We start from the raw sequence: 25008 nt of genomic DNA on the forward strand, positions 1-25008 counted from the left end.
GAGACCGGCGACGTCGAGGTTGTCCAGGACGAGCGAGGCGCCGAGCCGCAGGCCGGTGGCCGCGGCGAGGCGGGTACGCAGCTCGACGCCAGTCAGCGAGTCGAAGCCGAGTTCGAGCAGGCCGCGGTCGGTGGCGACGGCGTCCGGGCTGGGGTGGGCGAGGACGGCGGCGACCTCGGTGCGGACCAGCGCGGTCAGCAGCCTGCGCCGCTCGGCCGGGGCGGCCTCGGCGAGGCGGTGGCGCAGCCCGGTGGCCGTTGGTCGGGCGGCGGGTGGCGCGGGTTCGACCAGCTCGGCGAGCAGCGGACTCGGCCGGCCGCCGGCGAAGGCCGGGGCGAACAGCGTCCAGTCGAGGTCGGCCACGGTGACGGTGGTGTCGCCGTGGTCGACGGCGGCGCGCAGCGCGGTCAGCGCCCGCTCGGGGTCGAGCAGGGCGAGGCCGCGCCTGCCAAGGCGGTCCCGCCGGACGGTGTCGACTGCTCCGTCGGGGTCCGCCCACGGTCCCCAGGCGACCGAGGTGGCCGGCCTGCCGGTGGCGGCGCGGTGTTCGGCGAGGGCGTCGAGGTAGGCGTTGGCTGCCGAGGCACCGCCCTGGGCGATGCCGCCGAGGGTGGCGGCGATCGAGGAGAACAGCACGAACGCGTCGAGGTCGGTGCCGTCGGTGAGTTCGTGCAGCAGCCGGACGCTGTCCGGTGGCGCGAGCCGGTCCGGGGTGAGCCGGTCGAGCGGGGCCTCGTGCAGCGGGACGCCGGTGTGCACGACGGCGGTCAGCGGGTGGTCCGGCGGGGCTGCGGCGATCAGGGCGGCGAGCGCGTCGCGGTCCAGGCCGCCGATCGTCGCGTCCACGGTGAGTTCGCCGAGGTCGGTGCCGGGCGGAACGGCGAGCAGCAGGTGCGCGGCGCCCTGGCCGGCCAGCCACTTGGCGAGCGGCGCGGCCAGGTGTCCGGTCGGGTCGGCGACCAGCACCGCGCCGCGCGGGCGCCACGGTGTGCGGGCGGGGCGGTCCCCGATGGGCGCGCGGGCCAGCCGGCGCACGTAGGTGCCGGTCGACCGCACCGCGACGTCCTCGCCGCGCAGCGCGGGGAGCGCGGCGGCCAGCCGGGCCCAGTCCGGTGCGGACGCCGACAGGTCGAGGTGGCCGCCCCACGGTTGTGGGTGTTCCCGCGCCATGGCGCGGGCCAGGCCGGCGACCAGGGCCTGGTTCGGGCTGGTCACCGGGTCCTCGTCACCGACCGAGGCGGCCCCGATGGTCACCGTCCACAGTGGAGCGTCGAGGTCGGCGTCCGCGAGCGCCTGCGCGAGGACGAGCGTGCCGGCCGCGCCGCCGGGCACGGCGGGATGGTCGGGATGCGGCCGCTCGTCGAGCGCCAGCAGGGACAGCACGCCGGACAGCCCCGGTTCGGCCGCGTCGCGGAGTTGCCTGGCCAGCCAGGCGCGGTCGGCCTTGCCGGTGTCGACGGCGAGGACGACGCAGCGGGTGTCCCGGTGCTCGAGCGCCGCGACGCACGCGGCGACCTTGGTCTCGTGGTCCGCGGCGTCCGGTGCGACCACCAGCCATCTCCCCGGCCTGCCGTGGTCCTGCGGCTCGGGAATAGGCCGCCAGGCGATTCGATAGCGCCATTCGTCCACAGTGGACTGTTGCTGTCGGTTGCGTCGCCAGGAGGCCAGGGCCGGCAGCACCTCGTCCAGCGCCTCGCCGCGCACGCCGAGGGTGTCGGCCAGGGCGGTGGTGTCCTCGTGCTCGACCGCCGTCCAGAAGTCCGCGTCCCGGTCGGTCGACCGGGCCGGTGGCGCGGTGGTCAGCCAGAAGCGCTCGCGGTGGAACGGGTAGGTGGGCAGGGCGACGCGGCGGCCGCCGGTGCCGGCGAACAGCGCGGGCCAGTCGACGGCGACGCCGCTGGTCCACGCCTGGCCGAGCGAGGCGACGAAGCGCCGCGCGCCACCCTCGTCGCGGCGCAGCGAGCCGACGACGGTGGCCGGCGCGGCGGTGTCGTCGATGATCTCCTGGATGTTCACGGCGAGAACGGGATGCGCGCCGAGTTCGAGGAACATCCGGTGTCCCTGGTTCAGCAGGGTCCGGATCGCGGGCTCGAACCGGACGGGTTCGCGCACGTTGCGGTACCAGTACTCGGCGTCCAGGCCCTCGGGGTCCAGGTGCCCGCCGGTGACGGTCGACACGAACCGGATGCGGCCCGTGCCGGCCCGCACGCCTGCCCAGCCGGCGAGCAGTTCCGCGCGAATCCGCTCCACCTGTGGAGAGTGCGAGGCGAAGCCGGCCTTGGTGATGTGTCTGGCCTTGACGCCCTCCCCGATCAGCTCGGCGACCAGCTCGGCCAGCGGCTCGGTGTCGCCGGAGACCACCACGGCGGTCGGACTGTTGATCGCGCCGACCGTGAGCCTGCCGGCCCAGCGACCGAGCCGGGCGGTGACGGCCTCCTCCGCCAGCGGGACCAGCGCCATGCCGCCCCGGCCGACCAGGTTGGCCGCCAGCACGGCGCCCCGGTGCGCGATCAGCGTCGCGCCGTCGGCCAGACTCAGCGCGCCCGCGATCACGGCGGCGGCGATCTCGCCCTGGGAATGACCGAGCACGGCGGTGGGGCGGACCCCGCAGGCCTGCCACAGCTCGGCGAGCGCGATCGTGCAGGCCCACTGCGCGGGTTGCACCACGTCGACGAGGTCAAGGGCATGCTCGGTCGGGTCGCGCAGCACGTCGGCGAGCGACCAGTCGACGTGCGGGGCGAGCGCGCGTTCGCAGGCGGCGATCGTCTCGGCGAACACCGGCGAAGAGGCCAGCAGGTCGCGGCCCATGCCCGGCCAGTGCGCGCCGGCTCCGGAGCAGACGAACACCACCTGGTCGACGGTCGTGCCGGCGGATCCGCGCAGCACGGTCGGGGTGGACTCGCCGGCGGCCAGCGCGGCGAGAGCGGCCACAGACAGATTCGACCGCCCGCCAACGGCGGCATCCGTTGCGGCAGCGGCACTCTCGGACGCGTCGGCGTCCGTGGGATCCGGTTCGCCGGCGACCAGGACCGCGCGGTGCTCGAACGCCATGCGCGTACTGGCGAGGGAGACGCCGACGTCGAGCGGGCGCTGCCTGGTCAGTGTTTCGCGCAACCGTGCGGCGTTGGCGTGCAGGTCTCGTTCGGTGCGGGCGGACAGGAGCAGCGGGACCGCGCCCCGGATGTCCAGTGGGGCAACCGAGTTCGGTTGCGCGGCCGGCGGCTCGGCGGCGGGTGGCTGCTCGATGATGACGTGCGCGTTGGTGCCGCTCACGCCGAACGCCGAGACACCGGCGCGGCGCGGACTGCCGGTGTCCGGCCACGGCCTCGGCTCGGTCAGCAGCGACACCGCGCCGGACGCCCAGTTCACGTGCGGGATCGGCTCGTCAACGTGCAGGGTGCTCGGCAGCACGCCGTGCGCGATCGCCTCGGTCATCTTGATGATCCCGGCGACCCCGGCGGCGGCCGCGGTGTGGCCGATGTTGGACTTCACCGAGCCGAGCCACAGCGGGTGGTCGGCCGGGCGGTCCGCGCCGTAGGTGGCCAGGAGTGCCTGTGCCTCGATGGGGTCGCCCAGCGTGGTGCCGGTGCCGTGCGCCTCGACGGTGTCCACTTCGGACGGTGTGAGGCCGGCGTCGGCTAGGGCCGCGCGGATGACCCGCTGCTGGGCAGGGCCGTTGGGCGCGGACAGGCCGTTGGACGCGCCGTCCTGGTTGACCGCCGTGCCGCGCACGACGGCCAGCACGCGGTGGCCGTTGCGGCGCGCGTCGGACAGCCGCTCCAGCAGCAGCACCCCGACGCCCTCGCCCCAGCCGGTGCCGTCGGCCGACGCGGCGAACGCCTTGCAGCGGCCGTCCTTCGACAGGCCGCGCTGCCGGCTGAACTCGACGAACCCGGCCGGGGTGGCCAGGATCGACACGCCGCCGGCGAGCGCCAGCTCGCACTCGCCCGCGCGCAGCGACCTCGTGGCCAGGTGCAGCGCGACCAGCGACGACGAGCACGCCGTGTCGACGGTGACGGCGGGCCCCTCCAGCCCGAACGTGTAGGACAGCCTGCCGGAGAGCACGCTGGCCGCGTTGCCGGTGAGCACGTAGCCCTCGACGTTGTCCGTGGCCGTGGTGGTGAGCGTGCCGTAGTCCTGCGAGCTGGAGCCGGTGAACACGCCGGTCCGGCTGCCGCGCACCGTGTCCGGCGCGATCCCGGCGCGCTCGAACACCTCCCAGGTGGTCTCCAGCAGCAGCCGCTGCTGCGGGTCCATGGCCAGCGCCTCGCGCGGGGAGATGCCGAAGAACTCGGCGTCGAAGTCGGCGACGTCGTGCAGGAAGCCGCCGCGCCGTGTGTAGGTGGTGCCGGAGTGGTCGGGGTCGGGGTCGTAGAGCGCGTCGACGTCCCAGCCCCGGTTGGCCGGGAAGTCGCCGATCGCGTCGCCGCCGTCGGCGACCAGCCGCCACAGGTCCTCCGGCGAGCGGACGCCGCCTGGGTAGCGGCAGGCCGCGCCGACGATCGCGATCGGCTCGTGCTGCCGCAGGTCGGCCCGCTCCAGTTCGCGGCGGGCTTCGTAGAGGTCGACGGTGACGCGCTTGAGATAGTCGCGAAGCTTCGCCTCGTCCGCCATGGTGCTCCTCGTCGTGGTGCTCACCGCAGTCGGCTGCCGAGCTGGTGGTCGATGAAGTCGAACAGCTCGTCGTCGGTGGCCGAGGCGACCGTCTCGGCCACTTGCGCGAGGTCGGCCGGTTCGTGGTCGGTCGGGGGCGGGACGTCCTCGACCAGTTCGCCGCGCAGGAAGTCGGCCAGCCGTTCGGGCGTTGGATGGTCGAACACCAGCGTGGTCGGCAGGGTCAGGCCGGTGGCCGCGCCGAGGCGGTTGCGCAGGGTCACGGCGGCGAGCGAGTCGAACCCGAGGTCCCGGAACGGTTTGCCGCGGTCCACCGAGTCGGTCGCGGTGTGGCCGAGGACGGCGGCGGCCTCGCCGCGCACCAGCTCGACCAGCCTCGCCTGCTGTTCCGCCGTGGACAGGCCGGCGAGGGACGCGGCGAGTTCGGCCGTGTGGGGTTCGTCGGGCGCCTCGCCGGTCAGGGCGGCGGCCGCGTCGGGCAGGTCCGCGAGCAGCGGGCTCGGCCGGGGTGCGGTGAACGCGGGCGCGAACCGCGTCCAGTCGACGTCGGCGACCGTGACCGTGGCCTCGGCGTGGTCGACGGCCTGGCGGAGGGCGGCGACGGCCAGGTCGGGCGGCATGGCGGTGAGGCCCCTGCGGCGGAGTTGGTCGCGGCGGGCCAGCTCGGTCGCCTCGTCGCTCGCGCCGATCCTCGCGTCGGACCACAGGCCCCAGGCGATCGAGGTCGCCGGCAGGCCTGCCGCGCGGCGGGCCTGCGCGAGCGCGTCGAGATGCGCGGCGGCCGAGGCGTAGCCGCCCTGGCCCGCGCTCCCCCACACCCCGGCGACGGAGGAGAACAGCACGAACGCGTCGAGCTCGCCGGCCAGTTCGTGCAGCAGTGTCGCGCCGACGGCCCGCGCGCCGAGGCCCGCGGCGAGGTCGGCGAGCGTGCTCTCGGCCAGCGGCGCGAAGATCTCGGCGCCGTCGGTGTGCACGATCGCGGTGAGCGGCACACCGTCGAGCAGGGCGGCCACGGCGGTCCGGTCGGCGAGGTCGCAGGCGGCGACGGTGACGCCGACGCCGAGGCCGGTCAGCTCGGCGACCAGTTCGGCTGCTGGTTCGCCGGTGAGCAGCAGGTGGTCCGCGCCGGAGCGGGCCAGCCAGCGGGCCGCGTGCGCGCCCGGCCCGGTCGTGCCGCCGGTGACCAGGACCGTGCCGCGCGGGCGCCACGGCGCGGCCGGCCGCGCGGCGGCGAGCGGCGCGCGGGCCAGGCGGCGGGCCAGCAGGCCGGCGGCGCGGACCGCCACCTGGTCCTCGTCGCCGGGCTCGGCCAGGAAACGGGCCAGCCGGGGCCAGTCCGGTTGCGGGCCGAGGTCCACCAGGCCACCCCAGGTGCTCGGGTGCTCGACGGCCGCGACCCGGCCGAGGCCCCAGAGCAGTGCCTGGGTCGGGTTGGGTGCCTCGGCGTCGGTCACCGCGACAGCTCCCGCTGTCACCGTCCACAGCCGGGCGGCGATGCCGGTGTCGGCCATCGCCTGGACGAGCGCGAGGCCGGCGGAGGCGCCCGCGGCAACCAGCGGGTGGTCAGGGTGCGGCTGTTCGTCGAGGGACAGCAGGGAAAGCACGCCGGCGAGCCCAGGCTCGGCCGCGTCGCGCAGCTGCTGCGCGAGCAGGAACCGGTCGGTCTTGCCGGTGTCCACCGGCAGTTCGACGCAGTGCGCGCCGGCCGCCCGCAGCGCGGCGAGCGCGTCGTCACAGGCATCGGTGGTCGGCACAAGTACCAGCCAGTCGCCGGAGAGCACGCCGGTCGGCTCCGGCAGCGCGCGCCAGGTCACGCGATAGCGCCATTCGTCCACAGTGGACTGGTCGCGCCGCCTGCGCCGCCAGTCGGCCAGCGCGGGCAGCACCTGGTGCAGGGCGGCGGGATCGAGGTTCAGCTCGTCGGCCAGCCCGGCGGCGTCCGCGCCGTCGACGGCGGTCCAGAAGGCCGCGTCGGCCGGGTCGGCCTGCACCGCAGGCGGTGGCGCGTCGAGCCAGAACCGCTGACGCTGGAACGGATAGGTGGGCAGCTCGGTCGGCCGCGCGGGCACCTCGGCGAACACCGCCGACCAGTCCGGGTGCACGCCGTGCGTGTAGGCCTCGCCGAGGGAGAGCAGCGCGCGGTCGAGGCCGCCGTCCTCGCGGCGCAGCGAACCGAGCGCCACGGCGTCCGCCCCTACCGCGTCGATGGTCTCCTGGATCCCGACCGCGAGCACCGGGTGCGGGCTGGCCTCGACGAACACCCGGTGGCCCTCGGCGAGCAACGCGCGCACGGCGGGCTCGAACCGCACGGTCTGCCGCAGGTTCGTGTACCAGTACGCGGCGTCCAGGCCCTCGGTGTCCAGGAGTTCGCCGGTCACCGTGGAGTGGAAGGGGATCTCGGCGGCGCGCGGCGCGAGCTCGGCCAGCGCCGCGAGCAGCTCCTCGCGGATGGCCTCGACGTGCGCGGAGTGCGAGGCGTAGTCCACCGGGACGAGGCGCGCCCGGATGTCCGCGCGCTCGCACTCGGCCCGCAGCTGTGCCAGCGCGACAGTGTCGCCGGACAGCACGGTCGACGTCGGCCCGTTGACCGCGGCCACCGAGACGCGGCCGGCGGCGAGACGCTCGGCGGCCTCGGCGGACAGCGCGACGGACAGCATGCCGCCGCCGGTTCGCAGCGTGGCGAGCGCCCTGCTGCGCAACGCGATCACCTTGGCGCCGTCGGACAGCGACAGCGCCCCGGCGACCACGGCGGCGGCGATCTCGCCCTGGGAGTGGCCGACGACGGCGTCCGGGTGCACGCCGACGGACCGCCAGTGTGCGGCCAGGGACACCATCACCGCCCACAGCGCGGGTTGCACGACGTCGACGCGGTCCAGGCTCGGCGCGCCGGGGTCGCCGCGCAGCACCGAGGGCAGCGACCAGTCGACGAACGGCTCGAGCGCGGCGGCGCACTCGGCCAGCCGCGCGGCGACGGCGGGCGACGCGTCGGCCAGGTCGCTGGCCATGCCCAGCCACTGGGAACCCTGGCCGGGGAAGACGAACACGGTGCCGCCGCGCCCGGCGACGCCGCGCGCGAGGGTCGCGGCCGGGCCGCCGGTCGCGAGCGCGTCTAGGCCGCGCAGCAGGTCGTCCCGGTCCCTGCCGACGAGCGCCGCGCGGTGGTCGAAGTGTGTTCTGCCGGTGGCCAACGCGCGGCCGACCTCGGCCGGGGTGAGTTCGGGGTGGGCGAGCAGGTGCGCGCGGAGCCGGTCGGCGTTGCCGCGCAGCGCCCGCTCGTCCTTGCCGGACAACGCAAGCAGCGTCGACGAGGCGGTGTCGCGCGCAGGGATCTGCTGCGCCGCCACCTGTTCCAGGATGACGTGCGCGTTGGTGCCACTGACGCCGAAGGAGGAGACGGCGGCGCGGCGCGGGCGGCCCTGGTCTGCCCACTCGCGTGCCTCGGTGAGCAGCGACACCGCGCCCGAGGACCAGTCGACGTGCGGCGAGGGCTCGTCGACGTGCAGGGTCTTCGGCAGCACGCCGTGCCGCATCGCCTGGACCATCTTGATGATGCCAGCGACGCCGGCCGCGGCCTGGGTGTGGCCGATGTTGGACTTGATCGAGCCGAGCCACAGCGGCCGGTCGGCGGGACGGTCGCTGCCGTAGGTGGCCAGGAGTGCCTGCGCTTCAATGGGATCGCCCAGCGTGGTGCCGGTGCCGTGCGCCTCGACGGCGTCGACGTCGGCGGGGGCGAGGCCGGCATTGGCCAGCGCCGTCCGGATGACGCGTTGCTGCGACGGGCCGTTGGGCGCGGTCAAGCCGTTGGACGCGCCGTCCTGGTTGACTGCCGTGCCGCGCACCACCGCCAGCACCGGGTGGCCGTTGCGGCGCGCGTCGGACAGGCGTTCCACCAGCAGCAGCCCGACGCCCTCGCCCCAGCCGGTGCCGTCGGCGGATGCGGCGAAGGAGCGGCAGCGGCCGTCCGGCGACAGGCCGCGCTGCCGGCTGAACTCGACGAACGTGCCAGGGGTCGCCATCACGGTAACGCCGCCGGCCAGCGCGAGCGTGCACTCGCCGGAACGCAGCGACTGCACGGCGAGGTGCAGCGCCACCAGCGAGGACGAGCACGCGGTGTCGACCGTCACCGCTGGCCCCTCCAGCCCGAAGGTGTAGGACAGGCGGCCCGACGCGACGCTGCCGGTGTTGCCTGTGCCGAAGTAGCCCTCCAGGTCGGCGGGCAGCTCCGGCAGCCGGGTCGCGTACTCGTGGTACATCACGCCGGCGAACACGCCGGTTCGGCTGCCGCGCAACGAGAGCGGGTCGATGCCGGCGCTTTCCACCGTCTCCCAGGCGGTTTCCAGCAACAGCCGCTGCTGCGGGTCCATCGCCAGGGCCTCGCGCGGGGAGATGCCGAAGAACTCGGCGTCGAACTGCGCCGCGTCGTGCAGGAAGCCGCCGTGCCGGGTGTAGGAGGTGCCGGTGTGGTCGGGATCGGGGTGGTAGAGCGTGTCGACGTGCCAGCCGCGGTCGCCGGGGAACTCGCCGATCGCGTCCCCGCCCTCGGCCACCAGCCGCCACAGGTCCTCCGGTGTGGCGACCCCGCCCGGGTAGCGGCAGGCCATGCCGACGATGGCGATGGGGTCGGTGCTGGCCTTGGCGGTCGCGGTGGTGTCCGTTGCGGTGCCGGCTAGTTCGGCGATCAGGTGGTCGGCGAGCGCGGCCGGGTTCGGGTAGTCGAAGACGAGCGTGGCCGGCAGCCGCAGGCCGGTGGCCTCGGCAAGGCGGTTGCGCAGTTCCACCGCCGTCAGCGAGTCGAAGCCAAGCTCCTTGAAGCCGCGCACCGGGTCGAGACCGGCCGAGCGCGCGTGGCCGAGCGCCGAGGCGGCCTCGGCGGCCACGAGTTCGTGCACCGCCTTGGCGCGCGCCGCCGGGGCGAGGCCGGCGAGGCGGCGGCCGGCGCCGGAGGTCGCGGCGGGGCGGCGCGGTGGCGTGCGGACGAGTCCGCGCAGCAGGGCCGGCAGCGTGCCCTCGGCGGCCTGGGCACGCAGCGCGGCCTGGTCGAGCCGGATCGGCATCGCGGTGGGGCTGTCCAGGGCGGTCGCCGCGTCGAACAGGCCGAGGCCCTCGTCGGTGCGCAGCGGCACCATGCCGGCGCGGGCCAGCCTGGCCAGCTCGGTCGGGCCGAGGTCGGCGGCCATGCCGTCGGCCCACAGGCCCCAGGCCAGCGAGAGCGCCGGCAGCCCTGCGCCCCTGCGGTGCGCGGCGAGGGCGTCGAGGTAGCTGTTGGCCGCCGCGTAGTTGGCCTGGCCCGCGCTGCCGAACACGCCCGCCGCCGAGGAGAACAGCACGAACGCGGCCAGCGGCAGGTCCTTGGTCAGCTCGTGCAGCAGGTGCGCGCCGTCGACCTTGGGCGCGAGGACGCGGTCCAGCCGGTCCTTGGTCAGCGCGCCGATCGCGCCGTCGTCCAGCACGCCCGCCGCGTGCAGCACGGCCGTCAGGGGGTGTTCGGGGGGCACGGCCGCGAGCAGCGCGGCGACGGCGGCCCGGTCGGTGACATCACAGGCGGCCGTGGTGACGGTGGCGCCCAGAGCGGTCAGCTCGGCGGCGAGGTCGGGCGCGTGCCCGCCGCGGCTGGCCAGCAGCAGGTGCCGGACGCCGCGCGCGGTGACCAGGTGCCTGGCGAACGCGGCGGCGAGCGCGCCGCTGCCGCCGGTGATCAGCACCGTGCCGTTCGGATTCCAGTCTCGTCGTGTGTCCACAGTGGACTGAACGCGCACCAACCGTGGCACGCTCACCCGGCCCGCTCGGATCGCCGACTGCGGTTCGCCCGAGGCGACCGCGCCGGGCAGCGCCCACGTCGAGGCGGCCTGCCCGTCGAGGTCGACCAGCGCGAGCCTGCCGGGATGTTCGGACTGGGCCGAGCGCACCAGGCCCGCGGCGGCGGCCTGGGCGAGGTCCGGGGTTGCCGTGGCGGTCGCGTTGCTGGTGAGCACCACCAGGGTCGTGTCGGCGAGCCGCTCGTCGGCCAGCCAGGTCCTGAGCAGGTCGAGCGTCCGGTGCGTCGCGGCGCGAACGCCGGCCGGGTCGGGGTCGCCGGTCGGGCAGGGCCAGAGCAGCGCCTTCGGCAGCGGCTGCCCCGCGGTCACCGCGTCGGCGACGGCGGCCAGGTCGGGGAACGCCGGCAGGCTCAGGCCGAGGTCGGCCGCGCCGAGCATCGCCCAGCCGTCCGGGCTGGTGTGCGGGGCGGCGAGATCGGTCCAGTCGAGCCGGAACAGCGCGTCGCGGTCGGGCCGCCGGTCGGTCGCGGCGGGGCGCAGCACGAGCCTGCGCACCGAGGCCACCGCCGCGCCAGCCTGGTCGAACGCGTCGAGCGAGACCGCGTCCTCGCCCGCCCTACGCAGCCGCACCCGCAGCGCGGTCGCGCCGGGCGCGTGCAGCCGCACCCCGGACCAGGCGAAGGGCAGCATGCCCCGCCCGGTGTCCGGCAGCGCGCCAAGTCCGGCCGCGTGCAGGGCACTGTCCAGGAGGGCGGGATGCAGGCCGAACGCGTCGGCGGCCGGCTCGGGCAGGTCGACCTCGGCGAACACCTCGTCGCCGCGTCGCCACGCCGCGCGCAGGCCCTGGAACACGGGTCCGTAGTCCAGGCCGAGGCCGGCCAGGTCCGCGTACCAGGCCGAGATGTCCGCCTCGACCGCGTCAGCCGGCGGCCATTCGGTCAGGTCGGCGGGCGCCTGCGGCGCGTCCCGGCCGAGCAGGCCGGCGGCGTGCCGGGTCCAGTCGCCGTCCGCCGGTCTGGAGTGCACGCTGACCGGGCGGCGGCCGTCCTCGTCCGGCGCGCCGACCACCACCTGGAGCTGGACGCCGCCCCGGTCGGGCAGCGCGAGCGGGGCCTCCAGGGTGAGTTCGACGAGTTCCGCGCAACCGGCGCGGTCCGCCGCGTGCAGCGCCAGCTCCACGAACGCGGTGCCGGGCAACAGGATCGTGCCGAGCACGGCGTGGTCGGCCAGCCACGGGTGGCTGTCGAGGCCGAGCCTGCCGGCGAGCAGGAAGCCGTCCTCGTCGGCGAGCGTGACGACCGCGCCGAGCAGCGGATGGCCCGCCGCCGCGAGGCCGGCCCCCGTCACGTCCGTGGTGGTGTCGTCGAGGGGAAGCCAGTAGTGCTCGCGCTGGAACCGGTAGGTCGGCAGGTCGACGCGGCGGGCCCCGGTGCCGGCGAACACCGCGTGCCAGTCCGGGCTGACGCCCCTGGTGTGCAGGCGGGCGACGGCGGCGAGCAGCGTGGCCGGTTCGGGCCGGTCGGCGCGCAGCAGCGGCAGGAACGCCCGGTCGCTGCCCGGCAGGTCGGCGAGGCAGTCCTGGGCCATCGCCGTCAGCACGCCCGCCGGGCCGAGTTCGACGAAGGTTGTGACGCCGTGGTCGGCCAGCGAGCGGATGCCGTCGGCGAAGCGGACGGTGTGTCGGACGTGCCGCACCCAGTAGTCGGCGGTGCCGATCTCGGCGGCCGACACCACCTCGCCGGTCAGGTTCGACACGATCGGGATGTCCGGTGCGGCAAAGGAGATTCCCGTGGCGACGCGGCGGAACTCCGCCAGCATGCCGTCCAGGTGCGCGGAGTGGAACGCGTGGCTCACCCGCAGCCGCTTGGTGCGCCGCCCCCGCTCGGCGAACGACGCGGCCACCGCGAGCACGGCCTCCTCGTCGCCGGAGAGCACCGTGGCGGCCGGGCCGTTCAGGGCGGCGATGGCGACGCCGTCGATCAGCGCCTCGGCGACCTCCGCCTCGCCCGCCTGCACCTGCACCATCGCGCCGCCCTGCGGCAGCGCCTGCATCAACCGGCCGCGCGCGGCCACCAGGGCGCAGGCGTCGGGCAGCGTCAACACACCGGCGGCGTGCGCGGCGGCCAGCTCGCCGACGGAGTGGCCCGCGACGTAGTCGGGACGCAGCCCCCAGGACCGCAGCAGCCGGAACAGCGCGACCTCGACGGCGAACAGCGCGACCTGCGTGTGGCCGGTCTGGTCGAGCAGCGCCGCTTCGGGGGTGCCTGGTTCAGTGAACAGCAGGTCCCGCAGCGGCCGGTCGAGGTGGGTGTCCAGCTCGGCGATGACCTCGTCGAGGGCGGCGGCGAAGGCGGGGAACGTCGCGTGCAGTTCGCGCGCCATGCCGGCGCGCTGGCTGCCCTGACCGGTGAACAGGAACGCGAGCCGGCCACCGGTGTCGACACCAACGACGCCGGCCGGGTCGCCGTTGGCGAGGGCGGCGAGCCCGCGCAGCGCGTCGGCGCGGTCGGCGGCGAGCAGCACGGCACGCCGGTCCAGCGCGGCCCGGGTGGTCGACAGGGAGTACCCGAGGTCGAGAAGATCGATATCGGGACGATCCTCCACAAAGGACAGTAAGCGAGAGGCGTTGGCCCGCAACGCTTCCTCGGTCCGGCCGGACAGCGGGAGCGGCACCTCGGGGAGCCGGGTGTCGACCGGCGGTTCCTCGCGGTCGGGGGCGGCAGGGACCTGCTCGATGATGGTGTGCGCGTTGGTGCCGCTCACGCCGAAGGACGACACGGCCGCGCGGCGGGGCCGCCCGGTTTCCGGCCACGGCACGGACTCGGTGAGCAGCGACACCTCGCCAGAGGACCAGTCGACGTGCGGCGAGGGCTCGTCCACGTGCAGGGTGCGCGGCAGCACGCCGTGCCGCATCGCCTGCACGATCTTGATGATGCCCGCGACGCCGGCCGCGGCCTGGGTGTGCCCGAGGTTGGACTTGACCGACCCCAGCAACAGCGGTGCTCCGGCGCGATCGCCGCCGTAGGTCGCGAGAAGTGCCTGCGCCTCAATGGGATCGCCCAGCGTGGTGCCCGTGCCGTGCGCCTCGACCGCGTCGACGTCGGCGGGGGCAAGGCCGGCGTTGGCGAGCGCCGCGCGGATGACGCGTTGCTGCGACGGGCCGTTGGGCGCGGTCAGGCCGTTGGACGCGCCGTCCTGGTTCACCGCGCTGCCGCGCACGACGGCAAGGACCTCGTGCCCGTGGCGGCGGGCGTCCGACAGGCGTTCCACCATGAGCACGCCGACGCCCTCGGACCAGCCGGTGCCGTCGGCCGACGCGGCGAACGCCTTGCAGCGGCCGTCCGGCGACAGGCCGCGCTGTCGGCTGAAGTCGATGAAGGTGCCGGGGCTGGACATCACCGTCGCGCCGGCGACCAGCGCGAACTCGCACTCCCCCGCCCGCAGCGCCTGCGCGGCGAGGTGCAAAGCGACCAGCGAGGACGAGCAGGCGGTGTCCACGGTGACCGACGGCCCCTCGAGGCCGAGCACGTAGGACAGCCTGCCGGACAGCACGCTCGCGGCGATGCCAGTCAGCCGGTGCCCCTCCACGCCGGCGGCGGCGGTGTGCAGCGGCGGCCCGTAGTCCTGCCGCATCGCACCGACATACACGCCGGTTCGGCTGCCGCGCAGGGACTGCGCGTCGATGCCGGCGCGTTCGACCGCCTCCCACGCCGTCTCCAGCAGCAGCCGCTGCTGCGGGTCCATCGCGAGCGCCTCGCGCGGCGAGATGCCGAACAGCCCGGCGTCGAACTCGCCCGCGTCGTGCAGGAACCCGCCCTCCCGCGTGTAGCAGGTGCCTGGCGCGTCGGGATCGGGGTCGTAGAGGCCGTCGACGTCCCAGCCCCGGTTGGTGGGGAACGGGGTGACGGCGTCGCGGCCGCCGGCGACCAGGTCCCACAGGTCCTCGGGCGAGGACACGCCGCCGGGGAACCGGCAGGCCATGCCGACGATGGCGATCGGCTCCCGCTTCGCCGCGCTCAGCTGCCGGTTCTGCTGCTTGAGCCGTTCCCCCTCGCGCAGCGATTTCCGCAGCGCGTCAACAAGTTTCTCGGTCGGCAGCTCGGTCACGACAGCTCCCCCGCCAGGTCGATCAGGCTCTGCGCATCCAGGGTGTCGAAGTCGATCTCGTCCTCGGTGGCCGCGTCGGCGGTGGCCGGCTCGGCCGGGCCGTCGGCGAGGTCGAGCAGCATGGCGAGCAGGCCGGACGACCGCAGCCGGTCCAGCGGGATCGCCGCGATGGCGGCACGCAGCTCCGCGTCGGCCGGATCCTCGACCGTCGGCCGTTCCGGGGCAAGCTCGTCCGCCAGGTGCGCGGCGAGGGCCCCCGGGTTCGGGTGGTCGAACACCAGCGTCGGCGTGAGCCGCAGCCCGGTGGCGGCGGCCAACCGGTTCCGCAACTCGACCGAGGTCAGCGAGTCGAAGCCGAGTTGCTTGAACGCCTGCGTCGCCGGCACCGCCGTGCTGTCGTTGTGCCCAAGGACCAACGCGGCCTGGTTGCGCACCAGGTCAAGCAGCGCGGCCTCGCGCTCGGCCTGGCTGAGCGCGGCGAGCCGCTGGCCGTGGTCGACGGCGCGGACCGTCCTCCTGGTCGGCTCGCGGACGAGCCCCCGCAGCACGGCAGGCAGGTCCTCGCGCGAACGCAGCGCCGCGTGGTTCAGCCGCACCGGCAGCAGCAGCGCGTCCGGCAGGGTGGTCGCCGCGTCGAACAGGCGGAGGCCGTCGGCGGTGCTGAGCGCGGCCCTGCCGTCCCCGGCCAGGTGCGCCGTCATGCCGGTGGCCTGGTCCCACAGGCCCCAGGCCAGCGACGTGCCTGGCAGTCCCATCCGGCGCCGCCGGACGGCGAGCGAGTCGAGGAACACGTTGGCGGCGGCGTAGTTGGCCTGGCCCGGCCCGCCGATGGTGCCGGTGGCGGAGGAGAACAGCGCGAACAGCGCGAGGTCGGCCCGCACGGTCAGCTCGTGCAGCGCCCACGCTGCGTCCACCTTCGGCGCGAACACCCCGTGCAGCCGGTCCGGGGTCAGCGCCGTCAGCACGCCGTCGTCCAGCACGCCGGCCGTGTGCACGACGCCGGTCAGCGGGTGCTCGACAGGTATCGCGGCGAGCAGGTCCGCGAGCGCGGCGCGGTCGGCCACGTCGCAGGTGGCCGTGCTGACGGTCGCGCCGAGGTCGGTCAGCTCGGCGACCAGCGCGGGTGGCACGGTCCTGCGGCCGGTGAGCAGGAGCCGCCGGACGCCGTGGTCGGTGACCAGCCTCGTCGCGATCAGGCCGCCAAGCACGCCGGTCGCGCCGGTGACCAGGACCGTGCCGTTCGGGTCCGGCGCGTGCGGGACGGTGAGCACGACCTTGCCGATGTGCCTGGCCTGGCTCAAGTATCGGAACGCCTCTGGCGCCTCCCGCACGTCCCACGCCGTGATCGGCGGCAGCCGCAGCACACCGCGCCCGAACAGCGCCAGCACCTCGGCGAGCATCTCGGCGATCCGGTCCGGGCCGGCCTCGATCAGGTCGAACGCCCGGTAGCGGACGCCGAGCCCGTTCGCGTCGCGGATGTCGGTCTTGCCCATCTCCAGGAACCGGCCGCCCTCGGCCAGCAGGCCGAGCGAGGCGTCGACGTACTCGCGGGCGAGGGAGTTCAGCACCACGTCGACGCCGCGTCCCCCCGTCGCCGCGCGGAACGCGTCGGCGAACTCCAGGGTCCGCGAGGAGGCGACGTGGTCGTCGGCGAGGCCGAGGCCGCGCAGCGCGGGCCACTTGCTCTGGCTCGCGGTGCCATAGACCTCCGTGCCGAGGTGCCGCGCGAGCTGGACGGCCGCCATGCCGACGCCGCCGGCCGCCGCGTGCACCAGCACCGACTCGCCGGGCCGCACGGCCGCCAGGTCGACCAGGCCGTAGTAGGCGGTCAGGTAGACCACCGGCACGGCGGCGGCCTGCGCGAACGTCCACTCGGCCGGGATCGCGGCCAGCAGCCGGCGATCCGTCACCGCGAGCGGGCCGACGCCGCCCGCCACCATGCCGAAGACCCGGTCGCCCGGCGCGAGGTCGGACACGTCCGCGCCGGTCTCGACCACGATGCCGGCCGCCTCCGCGCCGATCCGCACCCCGCCCGGGTACATGCCGAGCGCGCCGAGGGCGTCACGGAAGTTCAACCCGGCGGCCCGCACCGCGATGCGCACCTGGCCGGGTTCCAACGGCGCGGTCGCGGCGGGATTCGGTAGCAGCGCAAGGTTTTCCAGGGTTCCCTCCGCCGTCACGTCGAGCCGCCAGGCGCCCTCGGCCGGCGGCACCAGCGCGGGCGCCTCGGCCATGGCCAGCCTGGGCACCAGGAGTTCGCCGCCGCGCACGGCCAGCTGCGGTTCGCCCGTCGCGACGGCCGCCGGCAGCGCGCGCAGCGACTCCTCGGTGGCGTCGACATCCACCAGCACGAACCGTCCAGGGTTCTCCGCCTGCGCCGACCGGACCAGGCCCCACAGCGGCGCGGTCACCAGGTCGGGCCTGTCGGCGCCCGTGGACACCGCGCCCCTGGTCAGCACCACCAGGCGACCGGTGAAGCGGTCGTCGGCCAGCCATTCGGCCAGCTGCCCGAGGACCCGACCGGCGGTGGCCTGCACGGCCGTGGGCACGTCGTCCGACTCGGTCGGCCAGCATGGCAGCAGCACCACCTCGGGCGCTTCTCCCGACGCCGCAAGGGTTTCCAGGCTTTCTACGGCGCGCACGCCGGGCAGCGGCTCGCCGAGCGTCGCCCAGCGGTCGGGCTGACGGATGTCGGCGGGCAGCGGCAACGGAAGCCAGTCGAGGCGGTACATCGAATCCAACGAGAGGCCCTCGTCGGCCGTCAACGGCCGCAGCAGCAGGGAGTCCACCGTCGCGACGGGCGCGCCGGTGCCGTCGGCCACGTCCAGCGCGACCGCGTTCGGGCCCGCCGGGGCGAGCCGCACCCGTAGCGCCTCGGCCCCGCCAGCGTGCAGGCGCGCGCCGGTCCAGGAAAACGGCAGGTGGGCACCGTCGCCGGTGACGAACCCGCCGAGGCCGACGGCGTGCAGCACGGCGTCCAGCAGCGCGGGGTGGATGCCGAACCGTTCCGCCCCAACGGTGTGCGGGGGCAGGCTCACCTCGGCGAACACCTCGCTGCCGCGCCGCCAGGCGGCGCGCAGCCCCCGGAACGTCGGCCCGTAGGCCAGTCCGGTGGCGGCGAGGTCGTCGTACAGGCCGGTCACGTCGATCGGTTCCGCGCCGCGCGGCGGCCATTCGGTGAGGTCCGTGCCTCGGTTGGGGTCGAGCCCGAGGGCGCCGGTCGCGTGCCGGATCCACGGTTCGGCCCGGCCGGCCTCGACAGCATGCGAGTGGACGGCGATCGTCCTGCGCCCGGTGTCCTCGGGCTCGCCGACGATGACCTGCACCCGCACCCCGCCGGCCGACAGCACCAGCGGCGCTTCGAGCGTCAACTCCTCGACGGTGTCGCAGCCCGCCTCCTCGGCGGCGCGGATCGCCAGCTCCAGCAGTGCCGTGCCGGGCACCAGCGGCTTCCCGGCCACGACGTGGTCGGCCAGCCAGGGCTGCGCGGCGAGCGACAGCCGCCCGGCGAGCAGCAGTGCCTCGCCGTCGGCCCGCTCGACGGCCGCGCCGAGCAGGGGGTGTGCGGTCGCGGTCAGGCCGAGGCCGTCCGCGTCACCGGTCGGTTCGGCCGGGGCGTCCAGCCAGTAGCGGGTGCGGTCGAAGGCGTAGGTCGGCAGCGGAACCCGGCGCGCACCTGGGTAGATCGCCGCCCAGTCCGGGCTGATTCCGTGCGCGTGCAGGGCGGCGACGGCCGTGAGCAGCGACTGCGGCTCGGCGGTGTTCGCGCGCAGGGTCGCCAGCGTTGCCGCCTCGGGGGCCGCGTCGGTCGCCAGCGCCGCGAGCGCGCCGCCGGCGCCGATCTCCAGGAACGCACCGGCTCCCCGGTCTCGGAGGGTGGTCACCGCGTCGGCGAACCTGACCGGCTCGCGGACTTGGCGCACCCAGTACTCCGGCAGGCACACCTCGTCCGACACCAGATCGCCGGTCACCGTGGACACCAACGGAATGCGCGGCTTCGCGAAACTCAGGGTCTCGGCGACGGCGCGGAACTCGGTGAGCATGCCGTCCATCCGCGCCGAGTGGAACGCCCGGCTCACCCGCAGCCGCTTGGACCGATAGCCCTGCGACTCGAGTTCCGCCGCCACGGCGGTCACGGCGTCCTCGTCGCCGGACAGCACCGTCGCGGCGGGGCCGTTCACGGCAGCGACCCACGCGCCGTCGCGCAGCAGCGGCAGCACGGCCTCTTCCGGCGCGGTGACCGCGACCATCACGCCACCCTCCGGCAGCGCCTCCATCAGTCCCGCTCGGGCACCCACCAACCGGCAGGCATCCGCGAGGGACAACACCCCAGCCGCATGCGCCGCCGCCACCTCGCCGACCGAATGGCCGGTGACGAAGGCCGGAGTCACGCCCCAGGACTCCACCAACCGGAACAACGCCACCTCGACCGCGAACAACGCAGGCTGCGCTAATCCGGTCCGGTCGAGCGCCTCCGCGTCCCCGCCGAACACCACCTCCCGCAACGGAATGTCCGGCAGCTCCGCGCACACCTCGTCGAACGCGGCGGCGAACACGGGATAGGCCGCACACAGCTCCCGGCCCATCCCCAACCGCTGACTTCCCTGCCCGGAGAACAGGAACGCGAGCCTGCCGGAGGTCGCGGCCGTTCCACGCACCACCGTTGGATGCTCGGCACCCTCGGCGATCGCAGCCAAGCCGGCCGAGAGGCCCGCTCGGTCGGGCGCCACCACGACGGCCCGGCACGGCAGCGCGGCCCTGGTGGTGGCGAGCGAGTAGCCGATGTCGGCGAGATTGTCGTCCACAATGGACAGCAGGCGATCGGCCTGATCAGCGAGCGCGGCGGGGGTTTGGGCGGCGATCGGCCAGATCAGTGCCGCCGGCGGCTCCGCTACATGCGCCGGCTGCTCGACGGGCTCGGCCTGTTCGAGGATGACGTGCGCGTTGGTGCCGCTGATCCCGAAGGAGGAGACGGCGGCGCGGCGCGGCCGGCCCCGGTCGGGCCAGTCCCGGGCCTCGGTCAGCAGGGAGACCCCGCCGGCCGCCCAGTCGACGTGTGGGGTCGGCTCGTCCACGTGCAGGGTCTTCGGCAGCAGGCCGTGCCGCATCGCCTGCACCATCTTGATGATGCCAGCGACGCCGGCCGCGGCCTGGGTGTGGCCGATGTTGGACTTGATCGAGCCGAGCCACAGCGGGGCATCCTCGGCGCGATCAACGCCGTAGGTCGCAAGAAGTGCCTGCGCCTCAATGGGATCACCAAGGGTGGTGCCGGTGCCGTGCGCCTCCACCACGTCGACGTCGGACTCGGACAGCTGCGCGTTCACCAGTGCCTGAAGGATGACGCGCTGCTGCGACGGGCCGTTTGGCGCGGTCAGGCCGTTGGACGCACCATCCTGGTTCACCGCGCTGCCCCGCACGACCGCGAGCACCGGGTGACCATTGCGGCGCGCATCCGACAACCGTTCCAACAGCAACAGCCCGACGCCCTCGCCCCAGCCGGTGCCGTCGGCGGCGGCGGCGAAGGACTTGCAGCGACCGTCCGGGGCCAGCCCGCGCTGCCGGCTGAACTCGACGAACGTGTCGGGTGTCGACATGACGGTCACGCCGCCGGCCAGCACGAGGTCACACTCCCCCGTGCGCAGCGACTGAGCGGCGAGGTGCAGCGCCACCAGCGAGGACGAACAGGCCGTGTCGACTGTGACCGCGGGGCCTTCCAGCCCGAGGGTGTAGGCGAGCCTGCCGGACGCGACACTCGCCGCGCTGCCGTTGCCGAGGTAGCCCTCCAGCTCCCGTGGCACGACGGTCAGCCTGGTCGCGTAGTCGTGGTACATCAGGGCGGCGAGCACGCCGGTTCGGCTGCCGCGCAGGGAAAGCGGGTCGATGCCCGCGCTTTCCACGGCCTCCCAGCAGGTCTCCAGCAGCAGCCGCTGCTGCGGGTCCATCGCGATGGCCTCGCGCGGCGAGATCCCGAAGAGCGCCGCGTCGAAGTCGGCCGCGTCGTGCAGAAAGCCGCCGCGCCTGGTGGTGGACGTGCCGGGGTGGTCGGGATCGGGGTCGTAGAGGGCGTCCACGTCCCAGCCCCGGTCGCCGGGGAACTCGCCGATCGCGTCCCGGCCCTCGGACACCAATCGCCACAGGTCCTCCGGCGAGGACACTCCGCCCGGATAGCGGCACGCCATGCCGACGATGGCGATCGGTTCGCGTTGTCCGTCCTCGACCTCCCGCAGTCGCCGCCGCGCGTCCTGCGCGTCGGCGATCGCCCGCTTCAGGTAGTCGCGGAGCTGAACTTCGTTCGACATCAGGAGTTCCCCAGGTTGTCCACGAGGTTGAACAGTTCGTCGTCGCTGGCCGCGTCCAGCTCGCCGTGGTCGCCGACCAGCTCGACCCGCTCGCCGGTCCACTGCGCCAGCAGGCCGCGCAGCCGGATGGCGATCCGGGAGTGGGTGGTCGCCGTGGTCGAGAACGCGGAGAGCATCAGCTCCAGCCGGTCGAGTTCGTCCATGGCCACCTCGGTCGGGTCGGGGCCGTCGATGGCGAGTTCGACGCCGAGGAAGTCGGCCAGCAATGCCGGGGTCGGGTAGTCGAACACCAGCGTGGTCGGCAGGTGCGTGTCGGTGGCCAGGTGCAGGCGGTTGCGCAGTTCGACGGCCGTCAGCGAGTCGAACCCGAGGTCGGTGAACGACTTCTCCGGCTCGACCTGCGCGGGATCGGCGAAGCCGAGGACGACGGCCACCTGTTCGCGGACAAACCCGAGCAGCGCGTCGGCCCGTTCCGGCTCGGGCAGCGCGGCCAGCCTGCGGGTCAGGTCATCGAGGCCGGTCGAGCCGGATTCGGCGGGGGCCTTAGCCGTCGGCATCCGCACCAGTCCCCGGTACAGCGCCGGCAGCGCCCCGGCGGCCGCCTTCGCGCGCAACGCCGCGCGGTCCAGCCGCACGGGAACGAGCACCGGTGACGGATCCCGCAGCGCCGCGTCGAACAGCGCCAACGCTTCCCGGTCGGACAGCGCCAGCACGCCGGTGCGAGCCATCCTGGCGTGGTCGGCCGCGTCGAGGTGGCCGGTGATCCCGCTGCGCCGCTCCCACAGGCCCCAGGCCAGGGCGGTGGCCGGCAGCCCGGCCGCGTTGCGGTGGGTGGCCAGCGCGTCGAGGTAGGCGTTGGCCGCCGCGTAGCCCGCCTGTCCCGCGCCGCCCGCCGTGCCGGCGAACGAGGAGAACAGCACGAACGCGGCCAGCGGCAGGTCGCTGGTCAGCTCGTGCAGGTGCGCAGCGGCGTCCGCCTTGGCCGCCAGCACGCCGTCGAGCCGGTCGGGGGTGAGCGCACCGACCAGGCCGTCGTCGACGACACCGGCCGCGTGCACGACGGCGGTCAGCGGGTGGTCGGTCGGCACGGTTGCGAGCAGCGCGGCCACCTCGGCCCGGTCGGCGACGTCGCAGGCCACGATCGTTGCCGCCGCGCCGAGTTCGGCCAGGTCGGCGACGAGCTCGGCCGCACAGGGCACGTCGGGTCCGCGGCGGCTGGCAAGCAGGAGGTGCCGGACGCCGTGCGTGGACGCGAGGTGCCGCGCCAGGAGCCCGCCGAGCGCCCCGGTGCCGCCGGTGATCAGCACCGTGCCGTGCGAGTCGAACGATCGTCCGTCCACAGTGGACGGAACGACGCTGGACAACCGGGGCACGGTCAGTGTGCCGGCGCGCACGGCGAGTTGGGGTTCGCCGGAGGCCAGCGCGGCCGGCAGCGCGTGCAGCGACTCGGCCGAGCCGTCGAGGTCCACCAGCACGAGCCGGTCAGGGTGCTCCGCCTGCGCCGACCGGACCAGGCCCCAGATCGGCGCCTGCCCGACGTCGGCCCCGGCGTCGCGGGTGACCAGCACCAGTCGTGCGTCCGCCGGGCGCTCCTCGGCGACCCACCGCTGCACCAGGTCGAGCGTGCCACGCAGCGCGGCACGGCCGTCGACCATCTCTGTGCCGGCGGCGGATACGACGACGAGGTCCGCGTCGGGCGGCGGCAGTTCGGTGACCACGGTGACGTCCAGGCCGGCGCGACGCAGCGCGGCTGCGATCTCGGGATCCCACACCGCCCACGACCGCGGCCGGGGGCCCGCCGGTTCCGGCAGTGGCGTCCAGTCGACTCGGTACAGCGAGTCCTGTCCTGTGCCACCGAGGGAGTCCGCCGTCGCCGTGCGCAGGGTCAGTGAGTCGACGTGCAGCACCGGGCGGCCGGTCTGGTCGACCGCGTGCAGCGACACTGCGTCCGGCCTGGCCGGGGACAGCCGCACCCGCAGGGTGGTCCCGCCCGGGCCGCACAGCCGAACTCCCTGCCAGGTGAACGGCATCGGCACCTCGTCGGCGGTCGCACCGGGGGCCGCGTCCGTCAGCGCGATGGTGTGCAGAGCGGCGTCAAGGAGCGCGGGATGCAGGCCGAAGCGTTCCGCCCCAAGGGTTTGCGTCGGCAGTTCGAGCTCAGCGAACACCTCCGCGCCGCGCCGCCACGCGGCCCGCAGGCCCCGGAAGGTCGGCCCGTACTCGAACCCGGCCGCCGCCAACCGGTCGTACAGCGCCGGGACGTCCTGCCGGTCCGCGTTCGCGGGCGGCCAGTCGAACGAGTCGACCGGGTCGGCCGCGTCCGGCATCAGCGTGCCGGTGGCGTGTCGGGTCCAGGGCTCGTCGGCGGACGCCTCGTCAGGTCGGGTGAACACCCGCACCTCTCGGCGACCAGACTCGTCGGCCGCGCCGACGGTGAGCTGCACTCGGACCGGCGTCGCCGACAGGACCAGCGGTGCCTCCAGCGTGAGGTCGGCGAGCCTGCCGCAGCCCAGCCTGGCGCCGGCCGTCAACGCGAGTTCCACGAAGGCCGTGCCTGGCAGGAACACCCTGCCGACGACCGCGTGGTCGGCCAGCCACGGGTGTGTCCCGGTGGACAGCCGGCCCGTGCCGAGCAGCCCGCCGCCGTCGGCGAGGTCCACGAGGGTGTCAAGCAGCGGGTGCGCGGCGTCGGTGGGTTCGTGTCTCGGGGTTGCGTCGAGCCACAGTCGTTGCCGCTGGAACGCCGTGGTCGGCAGGTCGGTCCGGCGGCCGCCCGAACCGGCGAACACCGTCGGCCAGTCCACCGGGACACCGCGCACCGCCAGCCCGCCAAGCGCGGTGAGCGCCGAAACGGGCTCGGGTCGGCCGTGCCGCAGCGTGGCGACCACGTCGGCGTCGCCGGCCACGGACGCCCGCGCCAACGCGGTGAGGGCGCTGCCGGGCCCGACCTCGACGAAGTCCGTGACCCCCTTGGTACGCAGGGTGGTCACCGCGTCGGCGAACCTGACCGGCTCGCGGACCTGCCGCACCCAGTACTCCGGCAGACACACCTCGTCCGACACGACATCGCCGGTCACCGTGGACACAAACGGAATCCTGGGCGACGCGTAGGTCAGCGACTCGGCCACGGCGCGGAACTCGGCGAGCATGCCGTCCATCCGCGCCGAGTGGAACGCCCGGCTCACCCGCAACCGCTTGGACCGATAACCCTTCGACTCCAGTTCCGCCACCACCGCGGTCACGGCGTCCTCGTCACCGGACAGCACCGTCGCGGCGGGGCCGTTCACTGCCGCCACACAGGCTGCCGGCCGCACCAGCGGCAGCACCTCAGCTTCCGGCGCGGTGACAGCAACCATCACGCCACCCTCGGGCAACGCCTCCATCAGCCCCGCTCGGGCACCGACCAAGCAACAGGCATCCGCCAGGGACAACACCCCAGCCACATGCGCCGCCGCCACCTCACCGAGCGAATGGCCGGTGACGAAGGCCGGAGTCACGCCCCAGGACTCCAACAACCGGAACAACGCCACCTCAACCGCGAACAACGCAGGCTGCGCTAATCCGGTCCGGTCGAGCGCCTCCGCGTCCCCGCCGAACACCACCTCCCGCAACGGAATATCCGGCAGCGCCGCGCACACCTCGTCGAACGCGGCGGCGAACACCGGATAGGCCGCACACAGCTCCCGGCCCATCCCCAACCGCTGACTTCCCTGCCCGGAGAACAGGAACGCGAGCCTGCGGTCCTCGCCGGCCCTGGCGCACACGAGGTTGCCCGCGTCGCGGCCGGCCGCGAGGGCGTCCAGGCCCGCCGCCAGAGCGGCCCGGTCGCCGACGACGACCGCGCGGTGCTCCAGCGCGGACCTGGTGGTGGCCAAGGAGAAGCCGACGTCCACCGGGCGCGCCTCGGCCAGTCGTTCGCGCAGCCGCGCAGCCTGCTCGCGCAGCGCCGGACCGGTGTGCGCCGTGACCAGCAGTGGAACGACCTCGGGCTCCGGTTGCTCGGTCGCGGCGGGCTCGGGGTCGGCCTGTTCCAACACGAGGTGCGCGTTGGTCCCGCTGGCGCCGAACGAGGACACCCCGGCGCGCCTGGCGTGTCCGGTGGCCGGCCACGGGGTCGGCTCGGTGAGTAGGGCGACGGCGCCATCGGCCCAGTCGACCTGTGGGGTCGGCTCGTCCACATGCAGGGTCATCGGCAGCACGCCGTGCCGCATCGCCTGCACCATCTTGATCAC

At 74.8% G+C, this 25008-nt stretch carries 3 protein-coding genes and 1 pseudogene (1 of these 4 only partly in view); all 4 read right to left on the reverse strand.

What is annotated here, in order from left to right:
- Nucleotides 1-4638: pseudogene (locus tag F0L68_RS25155) on the reverse strand (type I polyketide synthase); the annotation flags it as partial.
- Nucleotides 4635-14477, reverse strand: a complete 9843-nt coding sequence (locus F0L68_RS25160; protein WP_438672315.1) for a type I polyketide synthase — start codon at nt 14475-14477, stop codon at nt 4635-4637. The gene F0L68_RS25160 and the pseudogene F0L68_RS25155, both read right to left, overlap by 4 nt.
- Nucleotides 14474-20776 (reverse strand): type I polyketide synthase, encoded by a 6303-nt coding sequence (locus F0L68_RS25165; RefSeq protein WP_149852270.1) that lies wholly within the window; start codon nt 20774-20776, stop codon nt 14474-14476. Before F0L68_RS25165 ends, F0L68_RS25160 begins: the two co-directional genes overlap by 4 nt.
- Nucleotides 20776-25008, reverse strand: partial view of a type I polyketide synthase gene (locus tag F0L68_RS25170; RefSeq protein ID WP_149852271.1) — the 3' portion only. 6240 nt of this gene lie beyond the right edge of the window; only the last 4233 of its 10473 coding nucleotides appear in the window; its start codon lies beyond the right edge, outside the window; it ends in the stop codon at nt 20776-20778. Before F0L68_RS25170 ends, F0L68_RS25165 begins: the two co-directional genes overlap by 1 nt.

The sequence above is a fragment of the Solihabitans fulvus genome, assembly GCF_008386585.1.
GTDB lineage: Bacteria > Actinomycetota > Actinomycetes > Mycobacteriales > Pseudonocardiaceae > Solihabitans > Solihabitans fulvus.